Genomic DNA, 14,550 nt, shown 5'->3' on the forward strand with positions numbered 1-14,550 from the left:
TTCTGGCCCAGGGCTTTTCGCGGCAGTGACGGGTCCGCGGTCGGCCGAGCCGACTGTGGACCGACGGACGGACTGCACGACTGTCCTGTCTGATCGAAGATGAGGCACACGGCCGTCCCGAGTTGTCAGGTCTCGGTGGGTGGCGCGCTCATCGCGGCCGCCAGGAACGTGATCGCCCAGCGCTGGGTCGCCTCGCCCGCCTCCGGGGACACGCAGGCCGGGGGGCATCGGTTGTAGACCTCGACGCGGTCCACGGCCGTCACGGCGAGGATGCCTCGCATCCGGAACCACAGCTCCTCCGCGGAAAGGCCGGGCAGTGCGCGTGCGAAGGCCGCCAGGTAGCGATCACGGACGGTCTCCTCGGCCGGACCTGTCCAGTTGCGCATTTCCTCGGCCGGGTCGCCGAAGATCATCACGATCAGCCGGGATGCGCGAGCGCCGCCCTCGTCGCCGGCCGGTGTCTCGTCGAACAGCGGACCCGCGAATGCCTCCACCAGTTCGGTCACCGTCGGGTCCTGAGTCCGGGCGAGCAGTCGGTCGAGCTCGGCGCACTGCGCGGCGTTGATGGGTTCGACCACGCGGCGAACGACCTGGGCCAGGAGTTCGGACTTCGAACCGAAGTGGTACCCGACGGCGGCCAAGTTCGCTCCGGCGAGGTCGGTGATCGCGCGGACCGAGGTGCCGCGGAAACCGCGCTCGGCGAAGAGGCGTTCGGCCGCGTCGAGGATCTGGGTGCGGGTGTCCGGCGGCGCCATGTGTACGTACTATACATATGTTTGAATCAAACGAACGTATGACTGAAACGAACGTATGAAAGAGGGTCGTCATGAGACTGCTCGTGTACGGTGCCGGGGTTCTCGGCAGCCTGTTCGCCGCCCGGATGCACGAGGCCGGACACGACGTCTCGCTCCTGGCCCGGGGCCGGCGCCTTGCCGCATTGCGTCGGCACGGCGTGCAACTCGCCGAAGGAAACAGCCCGCACGTCAGGCGGATACCGGTTCCGGTGGTCGAGCACCCGGCCGACGGGTACGACCTGATCGCGGTCGTCGTCCGCACCCATCAAGTGGACACGGTGCTGGAGTCGCTCGCCGGTATCGAAGGCGACGTGCTGTTCCTGCTCAACTGGGCGGCCGGCGCGGAGCCGCTGGGCGCGGTGATCGGGTACGAGCGGGTACTGCTCGGGTTCCTCACTGCCGGCGGCACGATGGACGGCGACGTTGTCCGCTATCGCGCGACCAATCCCATGACCCGCCTGCTCCCGATGCCGATCGGTGAACCCGACGGCCGAAACACCCTGCGGCTGGAACGGATCGTGCGGGCGCTCGGTGCCGCCGGGATCAACGCCAAGGCCGAGCCACGGATGGATGCCTGGCTCAAGACGCACGCCGCTTTCGCGGTGCCCCTGGAGCAAACGGTGCACGCGGCGGGCGGCCCGGTAGCACTCGCCGAGGATCCGGACGCAGTCCGCGGCATGATCCGCCTCATGCGCCAGCACCTGGCCGCCATGCCGACGCCGCCGGTCCCCCGCGGGTTCGTCGCCCTACAGATCCTGCCGGAGGGGCTGCTCATGGTCGTACTGCGACGCTTCCTACGAAGCCCGACCGCCGCGCACAGCGGGCTCAACAGCGCCTCTCCTGCAGCGATGGCCGAGCTCGAGCGGATGGCCGAACAGATGCGCGCGTATGCAGCGGGCCGATAGACGGACGAGACTGCCTCAGCCTCAACGAGACAGAACAACGCCATTGCCCGATTCGCCGGTCGCGCGACTTCTGCATCAATGTCCAATGGGGTAGCTGATTCTGAAATTCTGGGTAGATCTGTCCGGCATCGGCCGGACCGAGTGGTTCGGTGAAGGCGGAACACGATGGTCACGAAACAGATCACGACTGCGGCGGGTGTCCATCTCTCGGTCGAGATCACCGGCCTCGGCACGCCGCTGATTCTGTTTCCCGGGGCGGGCGGAAACCGTTCGAGTCGACCTGCCCGGCACCGGTCACCTCGCACACCTGGAACGCCCCACCGAAACGATCCGTGCGATCACCACCTTCCTCATCCAAATCAGCACCCACCCTGCCGATTAGCCGCCTCGCTCGGGGCCTTCTCGGTGCGCGGTTTCTTGCGCTCCCGCAGACCCGACGGCGATGGTTCGGTCATGTCTTCGAGCATCTCGGAGCCGCGGTATCCGGCAACTCTTCAACCTCCTCGTGCCTGCCGCGTGTCGGCTCCGACATAAGCATGCGATAGTCATCGCTTACTCCGAATATTTTGCGTTGCAGTCGATCTGGCGACGCGCAATGCCCGCCCAGCGGCATCGCCGTGCGGTCGGCATGGCGTTCCCGTGGGGCGGGCGAAAATGCTGATCGGACGTGTTGTCGGTGCCCGGGTGAGCCATCACTTGTCGGAATTGGGGATCGCGTGACCGGGGCCGGGTGGGTTTGAGAGGGTCGCCATATGAAGATCGGTGTCGCACTTCCGCAGATGGCTCCCGGCTACGGACCGGGTACGACGCTCGACTGGGCCCGGCGAATCGACGCGGGCCCGTTCTCGAGCGTCTCGGTGGGCGAGCGGGTGACGTTCTCGAACCCGGAGATGGTCGCGACACTGGGCGCCTGCGCCGCGGTCACCGAGCGAGTGCGGGTCCTGGCGAATCTCTGGGTGCTCCCCCAGCACCCGATGACAATGGTCGCCCAGCAGATCGGCACCCTGGACCAGCTCGCGAACGGCCGCCTCGAGGTAGCCGTCGGCGTCGGCGGTCGCGAGCACGACTACCGCGCTCTCGGCGCCGACTTCACGCGACGGCACCAGCAACTCGACGAGAAGGTCGCCGAGCTGAAGTCACTGCTCGCCGGCGAACCCCCGTTCGAGGGCGCGGACCCGGTCGGGCCGGCGTGCGTGCAGCCGGGTGGGCCGATCATCCTCGCCGGCGCGATGGGGCCGAAGGCGATGCGTCGGGCGGCGCGGTGGGCCGACGGCATCTCCAGCTTCAGCATCCCGGGCGACGCCGAGGAGATCGCCAAGGTAGGCGAGCTCGCCGACCGGTGCTGGGCCGAGACCGGTCGTGCGACGACCCCGCGCAAGGTCAGCGGCTGCTTCACCGCCTTGGGCGTCACCGATGCATCCGAGGCGCTGCACTCCTTCACCGCTCGCTACCTCGGCTTCCTCGGCCCCGACCTGGCCGACATGGTCGCCGCATCAGCGCGGGCGTCGAGTCCCGAGGTGCTCGCCGGCATTCTCGCCGGCGCGGAGCGGGCCGGGTGCGACGAGTTCATCCTGGTCCCTGCCGTCACCGACCTGAACTTCCTCGAGGTTGCGTCCGAGGTGGTAGCCACACGGCCTTGACGCTCGAAGAAACCGGCCCGTCGATGATTTTCGGGGCCGTGCCGCGTCTGTATCGCTGACAGGTGTTCGCGGATAAAGGAAATGGATCACTGGTGAAACTGACCGCGCAGATCTTCCTCACTCTCGATGGCGTCATGCAGGGCCCCGGAGCGGCCGCTGAAGACCCCAGTGACGGCTTCGACCGGGGCGGATGGCTGGTGCCACGACGGGATCCGGACATGGACCGTATCGTCGCGCAGTGGTATTCGCGCGCCGAGGCGATCCTCCTGGGACGCAACACATTTACTGCGATGCGCGGGTACTGGCCGCACGTCACCGACCCCGGCAACGCCATCGCGACAGCCTTGAACGGCCTGCCCAAATACGTCGTATCGCACACCATCGACACCCCGGGGTGGGACCACACCGCCGTACTCGCCGACGATCCGCTCGCAGGGATCACCGCCCTCAAACAGCGGCCCGGCGGCGAGCTTCAAGTGCACGGCAGCTGCCGCCTCGTGCAGGCCCTGCACCGTGCCGGGCTCATCGACGAGTACCGACTGGTGACGTTCCCCGTCTGCGTCGGAACAGGCAAGCGACTCTTCACCCCTGACGCACCGGCCACCGGCTTTCGCCTGGTCGATTCGGCCACCACCAGCGCCGGTGCCGTCTACACAGCCCTGACTCCAGAGCCCTTCACGACTGCGGACGTTGCCGTCGCGGGGGGAAGAGAGCTGCGCTGATCCTTCCCATCAGCGAGACGCTGCGACCATGGCATCGTGCCCCGATCTACAGCGGTGAAGATCGCCCGACATCGTGGCGTGATGCGGATTCGTCATTGGGTCGCGGCGGTGTTCGCGGCGACCGCGGTGCTCGGCGTGGCTCCGGTACAGGCCGCGAACGCGGAGCCCGCGAGCTCGGGTCCGCCGATGGGATGGAATTCGTGGAACTCCGGAATCCCGTTGACCGAGGTCGATATTCGGGCCACGATCGATGCCCTGGTGAGTTCGGGAATGCGGGATGCGGGCTACCGTTATGTGAATCTCGATGCCGGGTGGGCGGCGGCCGCTCGCGATGCGGCCGGGGACCTGGTGGCCGACCCGCAGAGGTTCCCCAGCGGAATCGCAGCGCTGGCGCGCTATGCGCACGATCGGGGGATGTTGCTGGGGCTGTACTCCAGCCCGTACAACGAAACCTGTGGCCAATCACTGCAGAACGCGAGTGCCGGGCACGAGAATCGGGACGCGCGGGCATTCGCGGCCTGGGGTGTGGACTTCCTGAAATACGACTGGTGCCGTAACGACGACGACCTGACCGCTCAGGTGCGCGTGTTCACCGCGATGCGAGATGCGTTGCGCGCCACCGGCCGCCACATCGTCTACAGCATCAACCCGAACAGTTCCGCCGGACTGCACGCGGCGCAGGACTACGACTGGTCCCGTATCGGGGACCTGACTCGCAATGCCCACGATCTGTACCCGTTCTGGCACAACCGAACTCCGGTCGTCGCAGTGAACGACTTCTCGTCCGAGCAGTTCTTGGGCATCACCGATCAGCTGGCGGCCGCGACTCCCGTCGCCCCGCGCAGCCGTCCCGGTTACTGGAACGATCCCGACATGTTGGTCGTCGGCACCCAGTTGGCCGAATTCCTCGGCATGCACCCGGGCACGGTGCCCAGCGCGGTACTCAAGGCCCTGCCGCTGACTCTGCAACAACGGATCTCCGCCCGCGCGGGCGTCAAACAGGCGACATCGCTGCTGACGTTGACCCCGGAACAGATTGCGGCCCTGCGCGATCCGCAGTACAGCCTGACAACCGAGGAACAACGCACACATTTCTCGCTGTGGGCCATGCTGGCCGCGCCCCTGATCGCGGGCAACGACGTACGCGCCATGACCGAGCAGACCCGGGTGATGCTCACCAACCGTGAGGTCATCGCCGTCGACCAGGATCCGGCATCGGTGCAGGGAACCTTCCTGCCTGCCGACGACCACGTCATGGTCAAACCGCTCTCCGACGGCTCGGTTGCGGTCGCCCTGTACAACCCGGACCGCAGCCCTGCCGACATCAGCACCACGGCCACTGCGGCCGGATTGCCCGGTGCACAGTGCTATACGGTGCGCGACTTGTGGGCCCACACATCAACGACGACAACCCGCGCGATCAGCCATGTCGGCGTCGCGCCCCACGGCCTGGTGCTCCTGCGCCTGACGCCGAGGTGCGGTTGAGCCTGGGCCCAGGGGCGGATCAGGTCCCGGACCACCGGTAGAGGTGTTCGGGCCGACCGGCCGCCCCGTAACGCAGTGCGACCTGCACAGCCCCGGTGTCGTGCAGGAATTTCAGGTAGCGGCGGGCCGCAGCGTGACTGAATCCCACCCGTTCGGACAGTTCGCTCGCGGTGAGCCCGTCGGCGAGTGCTCGCACCGTGTCGGTGACATGGGTGAGTGTGGCCGCGGAAATGCCCTTGGGCAGGGATTGCTCACCGCTCGAGCGCAGTCTGCCGTACAGCCGATCGATGTCGCCTTGCGCGGGTGCTCGCATGCGATCGAGTTGTGCGCGGGCGGCGGCGTAGCTGTCGAGTCGCTCCCGGAAGGTCCGGAAAGTGAAGGGCTTCACCACATAATGTACGACCCCTAGATGCATCGCCGAGCGCAGCACATCCACGTCCTTGGCCGAGGTGATCGCGATGACATCGACCGGCGCGCTCGAGCCGCGCAGCCGCCGCAGCACCTCGAGGCCGTCGAGGTCGGGCAGGTACATGTCCAGCAGCAACAGTTCGGGTTGCTGCGACTGCACTGCCCGCAGGGCGGCCGCGCCGCAGGTGGCTTCGCCGATCACTTCGAATCCCTCGACGCGCTCGGTGAATTGGCGGTGTACCGATACGGCCATCGGGTCGTCGTCGACCACCAGTGTCCGGATCACGACCGCACCGCCTGCGCCGCGGCCGGTTCGGTGAGTGGGATCATCACGGTGAACAGTGCACCGGCGGCATTGGACACCCTGATCCACCCACCGCGCCGCCGGACCTCCTGCCCCGCCAGCGCCAGCCCGAGGCCGCGGCGGCGCCCGTCCCGGGCCGCTTTGGTGGTGAAGCCGTGCCGGAAGATCTCCTCGGTCAGCGATTCGTCCACCCCCGGTCCCGAGTCGTGCACCGTGATCGTCAACTCCGTTGCGGCGGTGGTGATCGCAACCTCCACCCTGCCTCCGGTCCCGGCGTGTACCACCGATTCCACCGCGTTGTCGATCAGGTTGCCCAGCACGGTCACCAGTCCTTCCGGGTTGTCCAGGTCGCCAGGGATTTCCCCTGTGGTCGTCACCACCAGTTCGACGCCGCGTTCCGCGGCGACCGCGACCTTGCCCAGTAGCAGCGCCGAGAGGATCGGTTCGCTCACCCCGTCGACCAGCCGCGCGGCCAGTCGCTGGTTCTGCGCGGACGCGCGGTTGACGACCTCGACCGCGTCGTCGTAGCGGCCCAGTTCGATCAGCCCGGCGATGACGTGCAACCGATTCGCGAACTCGTGTTCCTGCGCGCGCAGAGCGTCGGCGAGGGTGCGGGTGTCATCGAGTTCGCGCAGCAACGCCTCCAGTTCGGTGCGGTCGCGCAACGTGATCACCGCACCGATCCGGCGCCCGCGCACCTCGACCGCCATGTGATTGACGACCAGAATGCGATGTCCGAACAGGACGATCTCGTCGCGGCCGGGCACCCGGCCGATCAGCACGTCACGCACCCGCCCCTCGGGGGCCACTTCGACGAGCGAGCGCCCGACCACGTGCTCGCGGTCCAGGTCGAGCAGCCGCTGCGCCTCATCGTTGACCAGGGTGATGCAGCCGTCCAGGTCGAGGGTGATGACGCCCTCGGCGATGCTGTGCAGCATCGCCTCGCGTTGTTCGAGCATCGCGGTGATCTCCGCGGGTTCGAGCCCGTAGGTCTGGCGTTTGATCCGGCGGGCCAGCAGCAGCGTGCCGACGACGGCCAATGCCAGCGCCAGCAACGGGGGCACGAAGGTCGAGGGCAGCCGGGAGTGCAACTCGGTTCCCACCGTCTTTTCCAGGGTGCCGACCGAAACCATGCCGATGACCCGGCCCGCGGCATCTCGAACCGGCACCTTCGCGCGCATCGACCGCCCCAGTGAACCGTGCTGCACCCCGACGTAAGAGCCGCCGGACAACACCGCAGCCGGATTCTCACCCGGATCGTGCAGCAGCGAGGTGCCTATCAGTGCGGGGTCGGGATGTGAGTACCGCACACCCTGCAGATCGGTGACCACCACGAAGGTGGCGCTGGTGGCCTGGCGCACCGACTCGGCGACCGGCGCGATCGTGCGCGCCCCGTCCGAGGTGGTGAATCCCGCCAGCACCGTCGGATCCGCAGCGACCGAATGCGCGATACGCAGCGAATTCTCACCGGCCTGATGGTCCAGGTCCGCACGAATCTCCCGATAGGACAGCACAGCGTCGGCAATAGCAGAAATGAATAGGATACCCAGCAGTAGAACCAGCACTTGGGTGGACAAACGCAAGCTCCGACGCCGGTATGTGAGGGGCGTCACGCGCGAATGGTAGCGCATATTTCTCGACGGCTTCGTGAGCTTTATATGCAGAAATGCTCGTAATGACAGTAAAGGCGCGGTCATTGTCGGAAATATCGACGTGACCCCGGTCATAGCCGATGGTCGTCTGTATCGAACTCACCACAATTCGAGGAGACGACCACCGATGTCCGCCCCGAACGGTCCCGCGGCCGCCCCGCCGACTGCCGGCGCCCATGATTCCCGCATAGAGCTGTCCGGGGTCACCAAGAGATTCACCAGTCCGACCGGCACTGCGTTCACTGCCCTGCGCGAGGTGGAGATCACCGTCGAACCCGGCCGGTTCTGCGCGATCGTGGGGCCCACCGGATGTGGCAAGTCGACCACGCTGACCCTGGTGTCCGGGCTCGACCGGCCCACGACCGGCGCCGTGCGGGTGGGCGGGCGCCCGGTCGAAGGCATCCGTCCCGGAACGGGTTTCATGTTCCAGGCCGATGCCCAGCTGCCGTGGAAGAGCGTGCTGGACAACGTCGCGCTGGGGCCGCGGTTCCACGGAATATCCAAGCGCCAGGCCAACACCCGGGCACGCGACTGGTTACGCCGAGTCGGACTGGCAGGCTTCGAGGACCATTACCCGCACCAGCTCTCCGGCGGTATGCGCAAGCGAGTCAGCCTGGCCGCGGCATTGATCAACGAGCCCTCGCTCCTGCTGATGGACGAGCCCTTCGGCGCCCTTGATGTGCAGACCAAGGCCATCATGTCCAACGAGCTGCTGCAGCTGTGGGAGCAGACCCGCCCCACCGTCCTGTTCATCACCCACGACCTCGAGGAAGCGATCGCGCTGGCCGACGTGGTCGTGGTGATGACCGCCCGCCCGGGAACGGTCAAGGCCAGCTTCACGATCGACCTGCCCCGCCCCCGCGGCGCGGTCCAGGAGATCCGCTTCCAGCCGCGGTTTCTCGAACTGCACGAACAGATCTGGCAGTCGTTGCGGGAAGAGGTCGAGCAGGCCTACTCGCAATCCACGGCGGGAGCGCGAGCATGACCACGAAATCCGAATCCCTGGCGGCGGTGAATTCCATGCAGACCGAAATCCGGCGCGTGCCCGAGGACGCCGATATCGCCGCCGCGGCCCGACGGAAGGCATGGCAGCGCAAGATCTGGGTGAACCTCGTGCGGATCGCGGTGGCCGTCGTGGTGATCGGCGGCTGGCAGTTGCTGACCGGCTGGAAAGTGATCGACCCGTTCTTCTTCGGCCGTCCCAGCGGCATCGTGTCCACGCTGGGCGACTGGGTCCAGCACGGCACCCAGTACGGGTCGGTGTGGCAGCAGATCTGGATCACCATGAAGGAAGCACTGCTGGGCTTCGTCTACGGCACGGTCGGTGGTGTGGTGACCGGGGTGCTGCTCGGGCAGTTCCGATTCCTGGCCGATGTCGCGGGCCCCTACATCAAGGTGCTCAATTCGATGCCGCGCATCGTGCTGGGCTCGATCTTCGTGGTGTGGCTGGGGCTGGGCACCGCCTCGAAGGTGATGCTGGCCGCGGTGCTGGTGTTCTTCGTGGTCTTCTTCAACGCCTTCCAGGGAGTGCGCGAGGTGGACCGCAACCTGCTGGCCAACGTCCGCGTGCTGGGCGCCTCGCGCTGGGACATCACCCGGCACGTGATCCTGCCCTCGGCGCTGACCTGGATCATCGCGAGTTTGCATGTGGCCTTCGGATTTTCGGTGATCGGCGCGATCGTCGGCGAATTCCTCGGCGCCCAGCACGGCCTGGGACTGGTGATCTCCACCGCGCAGAACAACTTCGAACCCAACGGCGTGTTCGCGGCCATGGTCATCATCGGCGCGATCGCCCTGACCGCGGAGTTCATCATCACCCGCCTGGAGAAGCGACTGCTGGCCTGGCGGCCCGCGGCGCCCTCGGAGCAGGCCGCGGGCTAGCGCCGGACTCCTTCGACATCCCTTGCCCCGCAACTCTCGACGAGGAGAAACAACAATGCAGCGCACCCTGATCGCCCGCCTCACCGGGACCGCGATCGCCGCGGGTCTGGCGGTGGCCCTGACCGCCTGTGGCGGCAGCAGCCACTCCAGCGCCCTGCCGACCGTGACCATGATGGTCGGCGGTATCGACAAACAGATCTACCTGCCGTATCAGCTGGCCCAAGGGCTCGGCTATTACCAGAAATACGGCGTCGACATGCAGTTGAGCACCGAGCAACAGGGCGGGGTCGGCGCCGAGGAGGCGATGGCTTCCGGGCAGGCGGACATGGCCGGTGCCTGGTACGAGCACACGATCGAGTTCCAGCAGTCCGGCAAGGACGTCATCAGCGTCGCCCAGCTCTCGGGCGCGCCCGGGGAACGCGAGATGTGCGCCACCAACGCGAACGTGCACACACCCGCGGACTGGAAGGGCAAGAGCGTCGGGGTCACCGACCCCGGTTCGGGCACCGACGATCTGACCCGTTATCTGGCTGCGCGCCAACAGCTCACGACCCAGGACTTCAGCCGAGTCGGCGTAGGCGAAGGCAGCACCCTGATCTCGGCGCTGCAGCGCGGCCGGATCAGCTGTGCGATGACCACGCAGCCGACCGTGGCCGCCATCGAGAAGAAGAACCTCGGCTACTCGGCCATCGACCTCGCCAGCACCGACGGCGCACAGAAATGGCTCGGCGGGGTCTACCCGGCAGCGGGAGTTCTGGCGCAGGCGAGCTGGGTGAACTCACACAAGGACCTGGTTCAGAAGGTCGTCGACGCGCTGGTGGCCACCATGCACTACATCCACACCCACTCCGCGGCCGACATCGCCGCGCACATGCCGCCGAAATTCGTATCCAACTCCCTGATCACCAAAGACGACTACATCAAGGCGCTGGACCAGGACAAAGGCCAGTTCCTGCCGGACGGCATGATGCCCGCCGGCGCCCCGCAGACCGCGCTGACGATCGATCAGCAGGCAGGAAAGATCAAACAGCAGATCGATCTCGCGAAGACCTACACCGATCAGTACGTCATCGAGGCGAACAAGACCATCGGTAGCGGAGGCTAGCGACCGGACCCGATGAGGGGCGTACGACGGGCGGAGCGACAACTCCGCCCGTCGTACGTATCCATCTGGGCGCTGATCTCTCAGCCACGTCTCAGCGCGGCTCGGGCACACTACGGTGTGATGAGCATCCGATGCGCCGCATGTGCGGCGAGAAGTGAGTGGAGGCCATGACACAGGCCCGTGACCTCGTCACCGAGTACAAGCTGCCACAGATCACGATCATGTTCTGGGTACTCAAGATCGCAGCCACCACCCTGGGCGAGACCGGTGGCGACATGATCTCGCAAACCCTGAAACTCGGGTACGTCGATGCGACCCTGCTGTTCCTGGCCGTCCTCGTGGTGAGCCTGCTCATCCAACTGCGCGCGCGCCGATTCCATCCCGCGCTGTACTGGACGGTGATCGCAGCGACCAGCACGGCGGGCACCACCATGTCCGACCTGCTCAACCGCGGCCCCGGGGACGGCACGTCCACTGCCGGGGGCCTGGGCTATCCCGCCGGCGCCGCGATCCTGATCAGTGGCCTGGCCGTGGTGTTCCTGGTGTGGAAATTCAGTGGCCAAACCTACGACGTCGCCAACATCACGACCTTCAGGGGCGAACTGCTGTATTGGGCGGCGATCCTGCTGTCGAACACCCTGGGCACCTCGACCGGTGATTTCCTGTCCGACAGCTCCGGACTGGGCTACTGGGGCAGTGCCGTTCTCATCGCCGCGGTCATGGCCGCGATCCTCGCCGCGCACTACTTCACGAAAATCCCTGGCGTTCTTCTGTTCTGGGTTGCGTTCGTACTCACGCGCCCGCTCGGAGCGACCGGCGGCGACCTGTTGTCCAAGCCGCACGCATCCGGGGGTCTGGCACTGGGCACCTACGGTACCTCAGCGGCGCTGCTGGCCATCCTCATAGCCGGGATCGCCTTCACCCACCGCCACCGCGAGCGTAGCTCCGCCGAGTTCGAACCTGCGCTCCGCGAGGAGACCACTGTCGCCGCCGACACCAGCCGGACTCGCGGAACCTGATAACGGAATTCAGGACCACGCACCGCTGTCGACTGTCCAGATACCATGGGGCCCTTGGGTGGCCGGCTGAATAAGGTGCACGAAGACTCGCGTGCCGTCACTGTTGGTGAGGTAGATGACGTTCGGTGCCGCGCCGGTGCTGGTTTGCGCATTCGACCACCCGAATCGCGCTTGTGCGAACGACTTTGCCACCGCGACGCGATCGAGCCGCCACGGCTGATGCCCACCGTCGACGGCCTGCTGCAGATTCTCGACCTGCGCCACGGTCATCCCCTCGCCGGGGAACGGCGTCCCGGCTGCGGGGTGAGCATTCGGGGGCGGCGATGCCGCGGTGCCGGGTGTGGCTGGAGATGGCTGCGCGCCAACGGTTTCCGTGGTGGACACCGCGGACGGGACGTCGCCCTCGTCGTTGCCGGTCTGGGCAGTGCCCGGCTGGGAAGGCGCGGCGGCTTCCGGTGCCGGGGTGGTATCCACGGCAACCGTCGTCGACCGACTCGGCGCCGGTGAATCGCTGGAGCAGCCGCTCATCGCAGCCGCACAGATGAGAATGCCGATAACCCCCACCGTGACCCTCCGGCGCGGCGGGGCAAGGGCGAACACGGCGCGAACGCGCGCGATGCTGCGCATAGGTTGTCCTCGAATAGGAACCCGTAGAACGGCCCGGAAGTGAGCCGCTGCACCGGATGTCGCGCCCGTTGCCCGAATCATTACACATCGTCACGGACCTCGGCCGACCAACCACACCCCGCAGCCCAGCCGAGCACCAACGCGCGGAGATACGGTGGGCGCCTAGGCCATCGCGAGCACGTCGTGGACCAGTTGGCTCGCGTAGTCCCGGTCGACGAACAGGCCGAAGACCACGTGGTGATACATCGGCGCGATCACGTGATCGAGGACCTGCTGCTCGGTCGGGGTCCGCTCCCCGCGCGCCCGTGCCCGGTCCAGCATCACCTTGGCCTGTGCGCGGCGCTGCTCCCAGCACGGGCAGGTGCCGACCTCGTCGCGGGCCGAGATCATGGCGCGCAGGTAACGGGTCCGGCGCGGTTGGGTGATGTCGTCGACCACGATCCCAGCCCACGCCGAGAGGTCATCGCGCAGTGACCCGGTGTCCGGCGGTTCGTCGCCGTCCTTGGTGAGCGCGGCGACAGCGACCTCCTCGAGCAGCGTGTCCAGGTCGCCCCAGCGGCGATAGATGCTGGTCGGGTTGACCCCTGCCCGGTTGGCCAGCACCGGGATGGTGATGCGGTCCGCCTTGCCCTCGCCCATGAGCTGGCCGACGGCGGTGTAGATGGCGTCCCGGACCTTCGCGCTGCGCCCGCCGGGCCGCCGGGCTGGTGTGGTGGCCGACATGCGGCCATTATTGCAGAGGTCTTTGTTTTAAGCTCCGCCCCATGTACCGTCAGCTAAAGCAATAATCTTCGCTTTAACCGATGTTGGGGTATTCCATGCTGATCGCTCCGGCCACCCGGCGTATGTCGTCCGGGCTGGCCACCGTCCTGCCCGCGGCGACAATGCTGACGTTCCTCGCCGCGTCCAGCGCGCCGACCCCGCTCTACCGCGTCTACCAGGCGCGCTGGGCGTTCTCCTCGGGAATGCTGACGGTGATCTTCGGCGTCTACGCGGTGTGCCTGTTGCTGGCACTGCTGACCGTCGGGTCGCTGTCCGACCACGTGGGACGCCGCCCGGTGATCCTCGGCGCCATCGCGCTCGACGTGGTGGCCATGCTGGTGTTCAGCACCGCGGACGGCGTTGGGTTGCTGATCGCGGCGCGCATGGTGCAGGGCATCGCGACCGGCGCGGCAACCGGTGCGCTGGCCGCCGCGATCCTGGACGCGGAGCGACCACACGGGCCGATCGTGAACAGCGTTGCCCCGGTGGCGGGTCTGGCCGTCGGCGGACTCGGTTCCGCGGCGCTGGTCCAGTTCCTGCCGTGGCCGGGCCAGACCGTGTACCTGGTGCTGATCGTGTTGTTCGCGGTCGAGGCGATCGGCACGATCGTGGTGAGCGAGACCTCACCGATGATGCCCGGCGCGCGGCAGGCGATCCGGCCGACCGTCGGCGTCCCGGCCGCGGCACGGTCCGCGTTCGCGGCCACCGCGCTACTGGACATCGCGGCGTGGGCGTTGAGCGGGTTCTACCTCTCGCTCGGCCCGAGCCTGGTCCGTGTGGTCACCGGCTCGAACTCGATCCTGCTCGGCGGGTTGCTGGTGTTCACGCTGGCCGGGGTGGGTGCGGCGGCGATCTGGCTGCTGCGCACGGTCGCGGCCGCCCGGGTGATGCGCTTGGCCGCCGCCGTGCTCGCGATCGGGATCGCGGTGACCATCGCGGCCGTCCAGACCGGGTCGCCGGCGCTGCTGTTCGTGGGCACGGTGATCGCCGGGATCGGCTTCGGCGCCAGCTTTCAGGGCATCACCCGCACCGTGTTCCCACTCGCACCGGCCACCGAACGCGGCAAGCTCGTCGCCGCGTTCTACGTGCTCAGCTACCTCGCGTTCTGCATCCCGGCCGTCGCGGCGGGCGCCATCGCGACCCACGTCAGCCTGCTGACCACCGCGACCGGCTACGGCGTCGTACTGATCGCGCTCGCGCTCACCGCACTGATTCCCCGACGGTCGCGGTGAGGAAGACCAGGGCC

Annotated in this window: 14 protein-coding genes; 9 read left to right on the forward strand and 5 right to left on the reverse strand. The window is 67.2% G+C overall.

The genetic code is table 11. The features are described 5' to 3' along the window. Positions 1 to 125 precede the first annotated feature (125 nt). Entirely contained in the window at positions 126 to 755 is a 630-nt protein-coding gene (locus K7711_RS32685; RefSeq protein WP_222974217.1) for a TetR/AcrR family transcriptional regulator, read from the reverse strand. A 71-nt stretch (positions 756 to 826) separates the two neighbouring features. Here K7711_RS32685 and K7711_RS32690 point away from each other — a divergent pair, with 71 nt between their 5' ends. The 4 genes from K7711_RS32690 to K7711_RS32705 all read left to right on the forward strand — a co-directional run bounded on the left by K7711_RS32690 (position 827) and on the right by K7711_RS32705 (position 5,546). Then, positions 827 to 1,699 carry a ketopantoate reductase family protein gene (locus tag K7711_RS32690; RefSeq protein ID WP_222974219.1) on the forward strand — a complete coding sequence of 291 codons (873 nt, stop codon included), beginning with the start codon at positions 827 to 829 and terminating at the stop codon, positions 1,697 to 1,699. 752 nt (positions 1,700 to 2,451) lie between these two features. Further along, on the forward strand, positions 2,452 to 3,339 hold the full coding sequence (locus K7711_RS32695) for an LLM class flavin-dependent oxidoreductase (RefSeq protein WP_222974221.1): 888 nt from the start codon (positions 2,452 to 2,454) through the stop codon (positions 3,337 to 3,339). Positions 3,340 to 3,431: 92 nt separating this feature from the next. Then, positions 3,432 to 4,061: a dihydrofolate reductase family protein gene (locus tag K7711_RS32700; RefSeq protein WP_222974222.1), complete on the forward strand. Its 630-nt coding sequence runs from the start codon at positions 3,432 to 3,434 to the stop codon at positions 4,059 to 4,061. An 81-nt stretch (positions 4,062 to 4,142) separates the two neighbouring features. Then, a complete protein-coding gene (locus K7711_RS32705) occupies positions 4,143 to 5,546 on the forward strand; it encodes a glycoside hydrolase family 27 protein (RefSeq protein ID WP_222974224.1) in 1,404 nt (467 codons plus the stop codon). A gap of 19 nt (positions 5,547 to 5,565) precedes the next feature. On the opposite strand, the gene K7711_RS32710 is transcribed toward K7711_RS32705, so the two are convergent. Both K7711_RS32710 and K7711_RS32715 read right to left on the reverse strand, forming a co-directional pair. Further along, entirely contained in the window at positions 5,566 to 6,240 is a 675-nt protein-coding gene (locus tag K7711_RS32710; RefSeq protein ID WP_222974226.1) for a response regulator, read from the reverse strand. After that, positions 6,237 to 7,772: an ATP-binding protein gene (locus K7711_RS32715; RefSeq protein WP_222974228.1), complete on the reverse strand. Its 1,536-nt coding sequence runs from the start codon at positions 7,770 to 7,772 to the stop codon at positions 6,237 to 6,239. The genes K7711_RS32710 and K7711_RS32715 overlap by 4 nt, the downstream gene beginning before the upstream one ends. Before the next feature lie 265 nt (positions 7,773 to 8,037). Between K7711_RS32715 and K7711_RS32720 the strand changes: the two genes are divergently transcribed. The 4 genes from K7711_RS32720 (at position 8,038) to K7711_RS32735 (ending at position 11,915) form a co-directional block, all read left to right on the forward strand. After that, a complete protein-coding gene (locus tag K7711_RS32720; RefSeq protein WP_235748141.1) occupies positions 8,038 to 8,895 on the forward strand; it encodes an ABC transporter ATP-binding protein in 858 nt (285 codons plus the stop codon). Next, the gene (locus tag K7711_RS32725) at positions 8,892 to 9,791 is read left to right on the forward strand and encodes an ABC transporter permease (RefSeq protein WP_222974229.1); all 900 of its coding nucleotides are present in this window, start codon (positions 8,892 to 8,894) and stop codon (positions 9,789 to 9,791) included. Before K7711_RS32720 ends, K7711_RS32725 begins: the two co-directional genes overlap by 4 nt. A gap of 55 nt (positions 9,792 to 9,846) precedes the next feature. Further along, complete coding sequence (locus K7711_RS32730; RefSeq protein WP_222974232.1) at positions 9,847 to 10,896, forward strand: ABC transporter substrate-binding protein; 1,050 nt, start codon at positions 9,847 to 9,849, stop codon at positions 10,894 to 10,896. Between the two features lie 167 nt (positions 10,897 to 11,063). Continuing rightward, positions 11,064 to 11,915: a COG4705 family protein gene (locus tag K7711_RS32735; RefSeq protein WP_222974234.1), complete on the forward strand. Its 852-nt coding sequence runs from the start codon at positions 11,064 to 11,066 to the stop codon at positions 11,913 to 11,915. A 9-nt stretch (positions 11,916 to 11,924) separates the two neighbouring features. On the opposite strand, the gene K7711_RS32740 is transcribed toward K7711_RS32735, so the two are convergent. Together K7711_RS32740 and K7711_RS32745 are read right to left on the reverse strand one after the other, a co-directional pair. Beyond that, positions 11,925 to 12,542, reverse strand: coding sequence for a hypothetical protein (locus tag K7711_RS32740; protein ID WP_222974236.1), 618 nt, complete (start codon positions 12,540 to 12,542; stop codon positions 11,925 to 11,927). A gap of 162 nt (positions 12,543 to 12,704) precedes the next feature. Then, positions 12,705 to 13,265 carry a TetR/AcrR family transcriptional regulator gene (locus K7711_RS32745; RefSeq protein WP_222974238.1) on the reverse strand — a complete coding sequence of 187 codons (561 nt, stop codon included), beginning with the start codon at positions 13,263 to 13,265 and terminating at the stop codon, positions 12,705 to 12,707. Positions 13,266 to 13,345: 80 nt separating this feature from the next. Here K7711_RS32745 and K7711_RS32750 point away from each other — a divergent pair, with 80 nt between their 5' ends. Beyond that, positions 13,346 to 14,536: an MFS transporter gene (locus K7711_RS32750; RefSeq protein ID WP_222974240.1), complete on the forward strand. Its 1,191-nt coding sequence runs from the start codon at positions 13,346 to 13,348 to the stop codon at positions 14,534 to 14,536. The last annotated feature ends 14 nt before the right edge of the window (positions 14,537 to 14,550 follow it).

It is taken from the genome of Nocardia coffeae, from assembly GCF_019890715.1.
GTDB classification, from domain to species: Bacteria; Actinomycetota; Actinomycetes; order Mycobacteriales; family Mycobacteriaceae; genus Nocardia; species Nocardia jiangxiensis.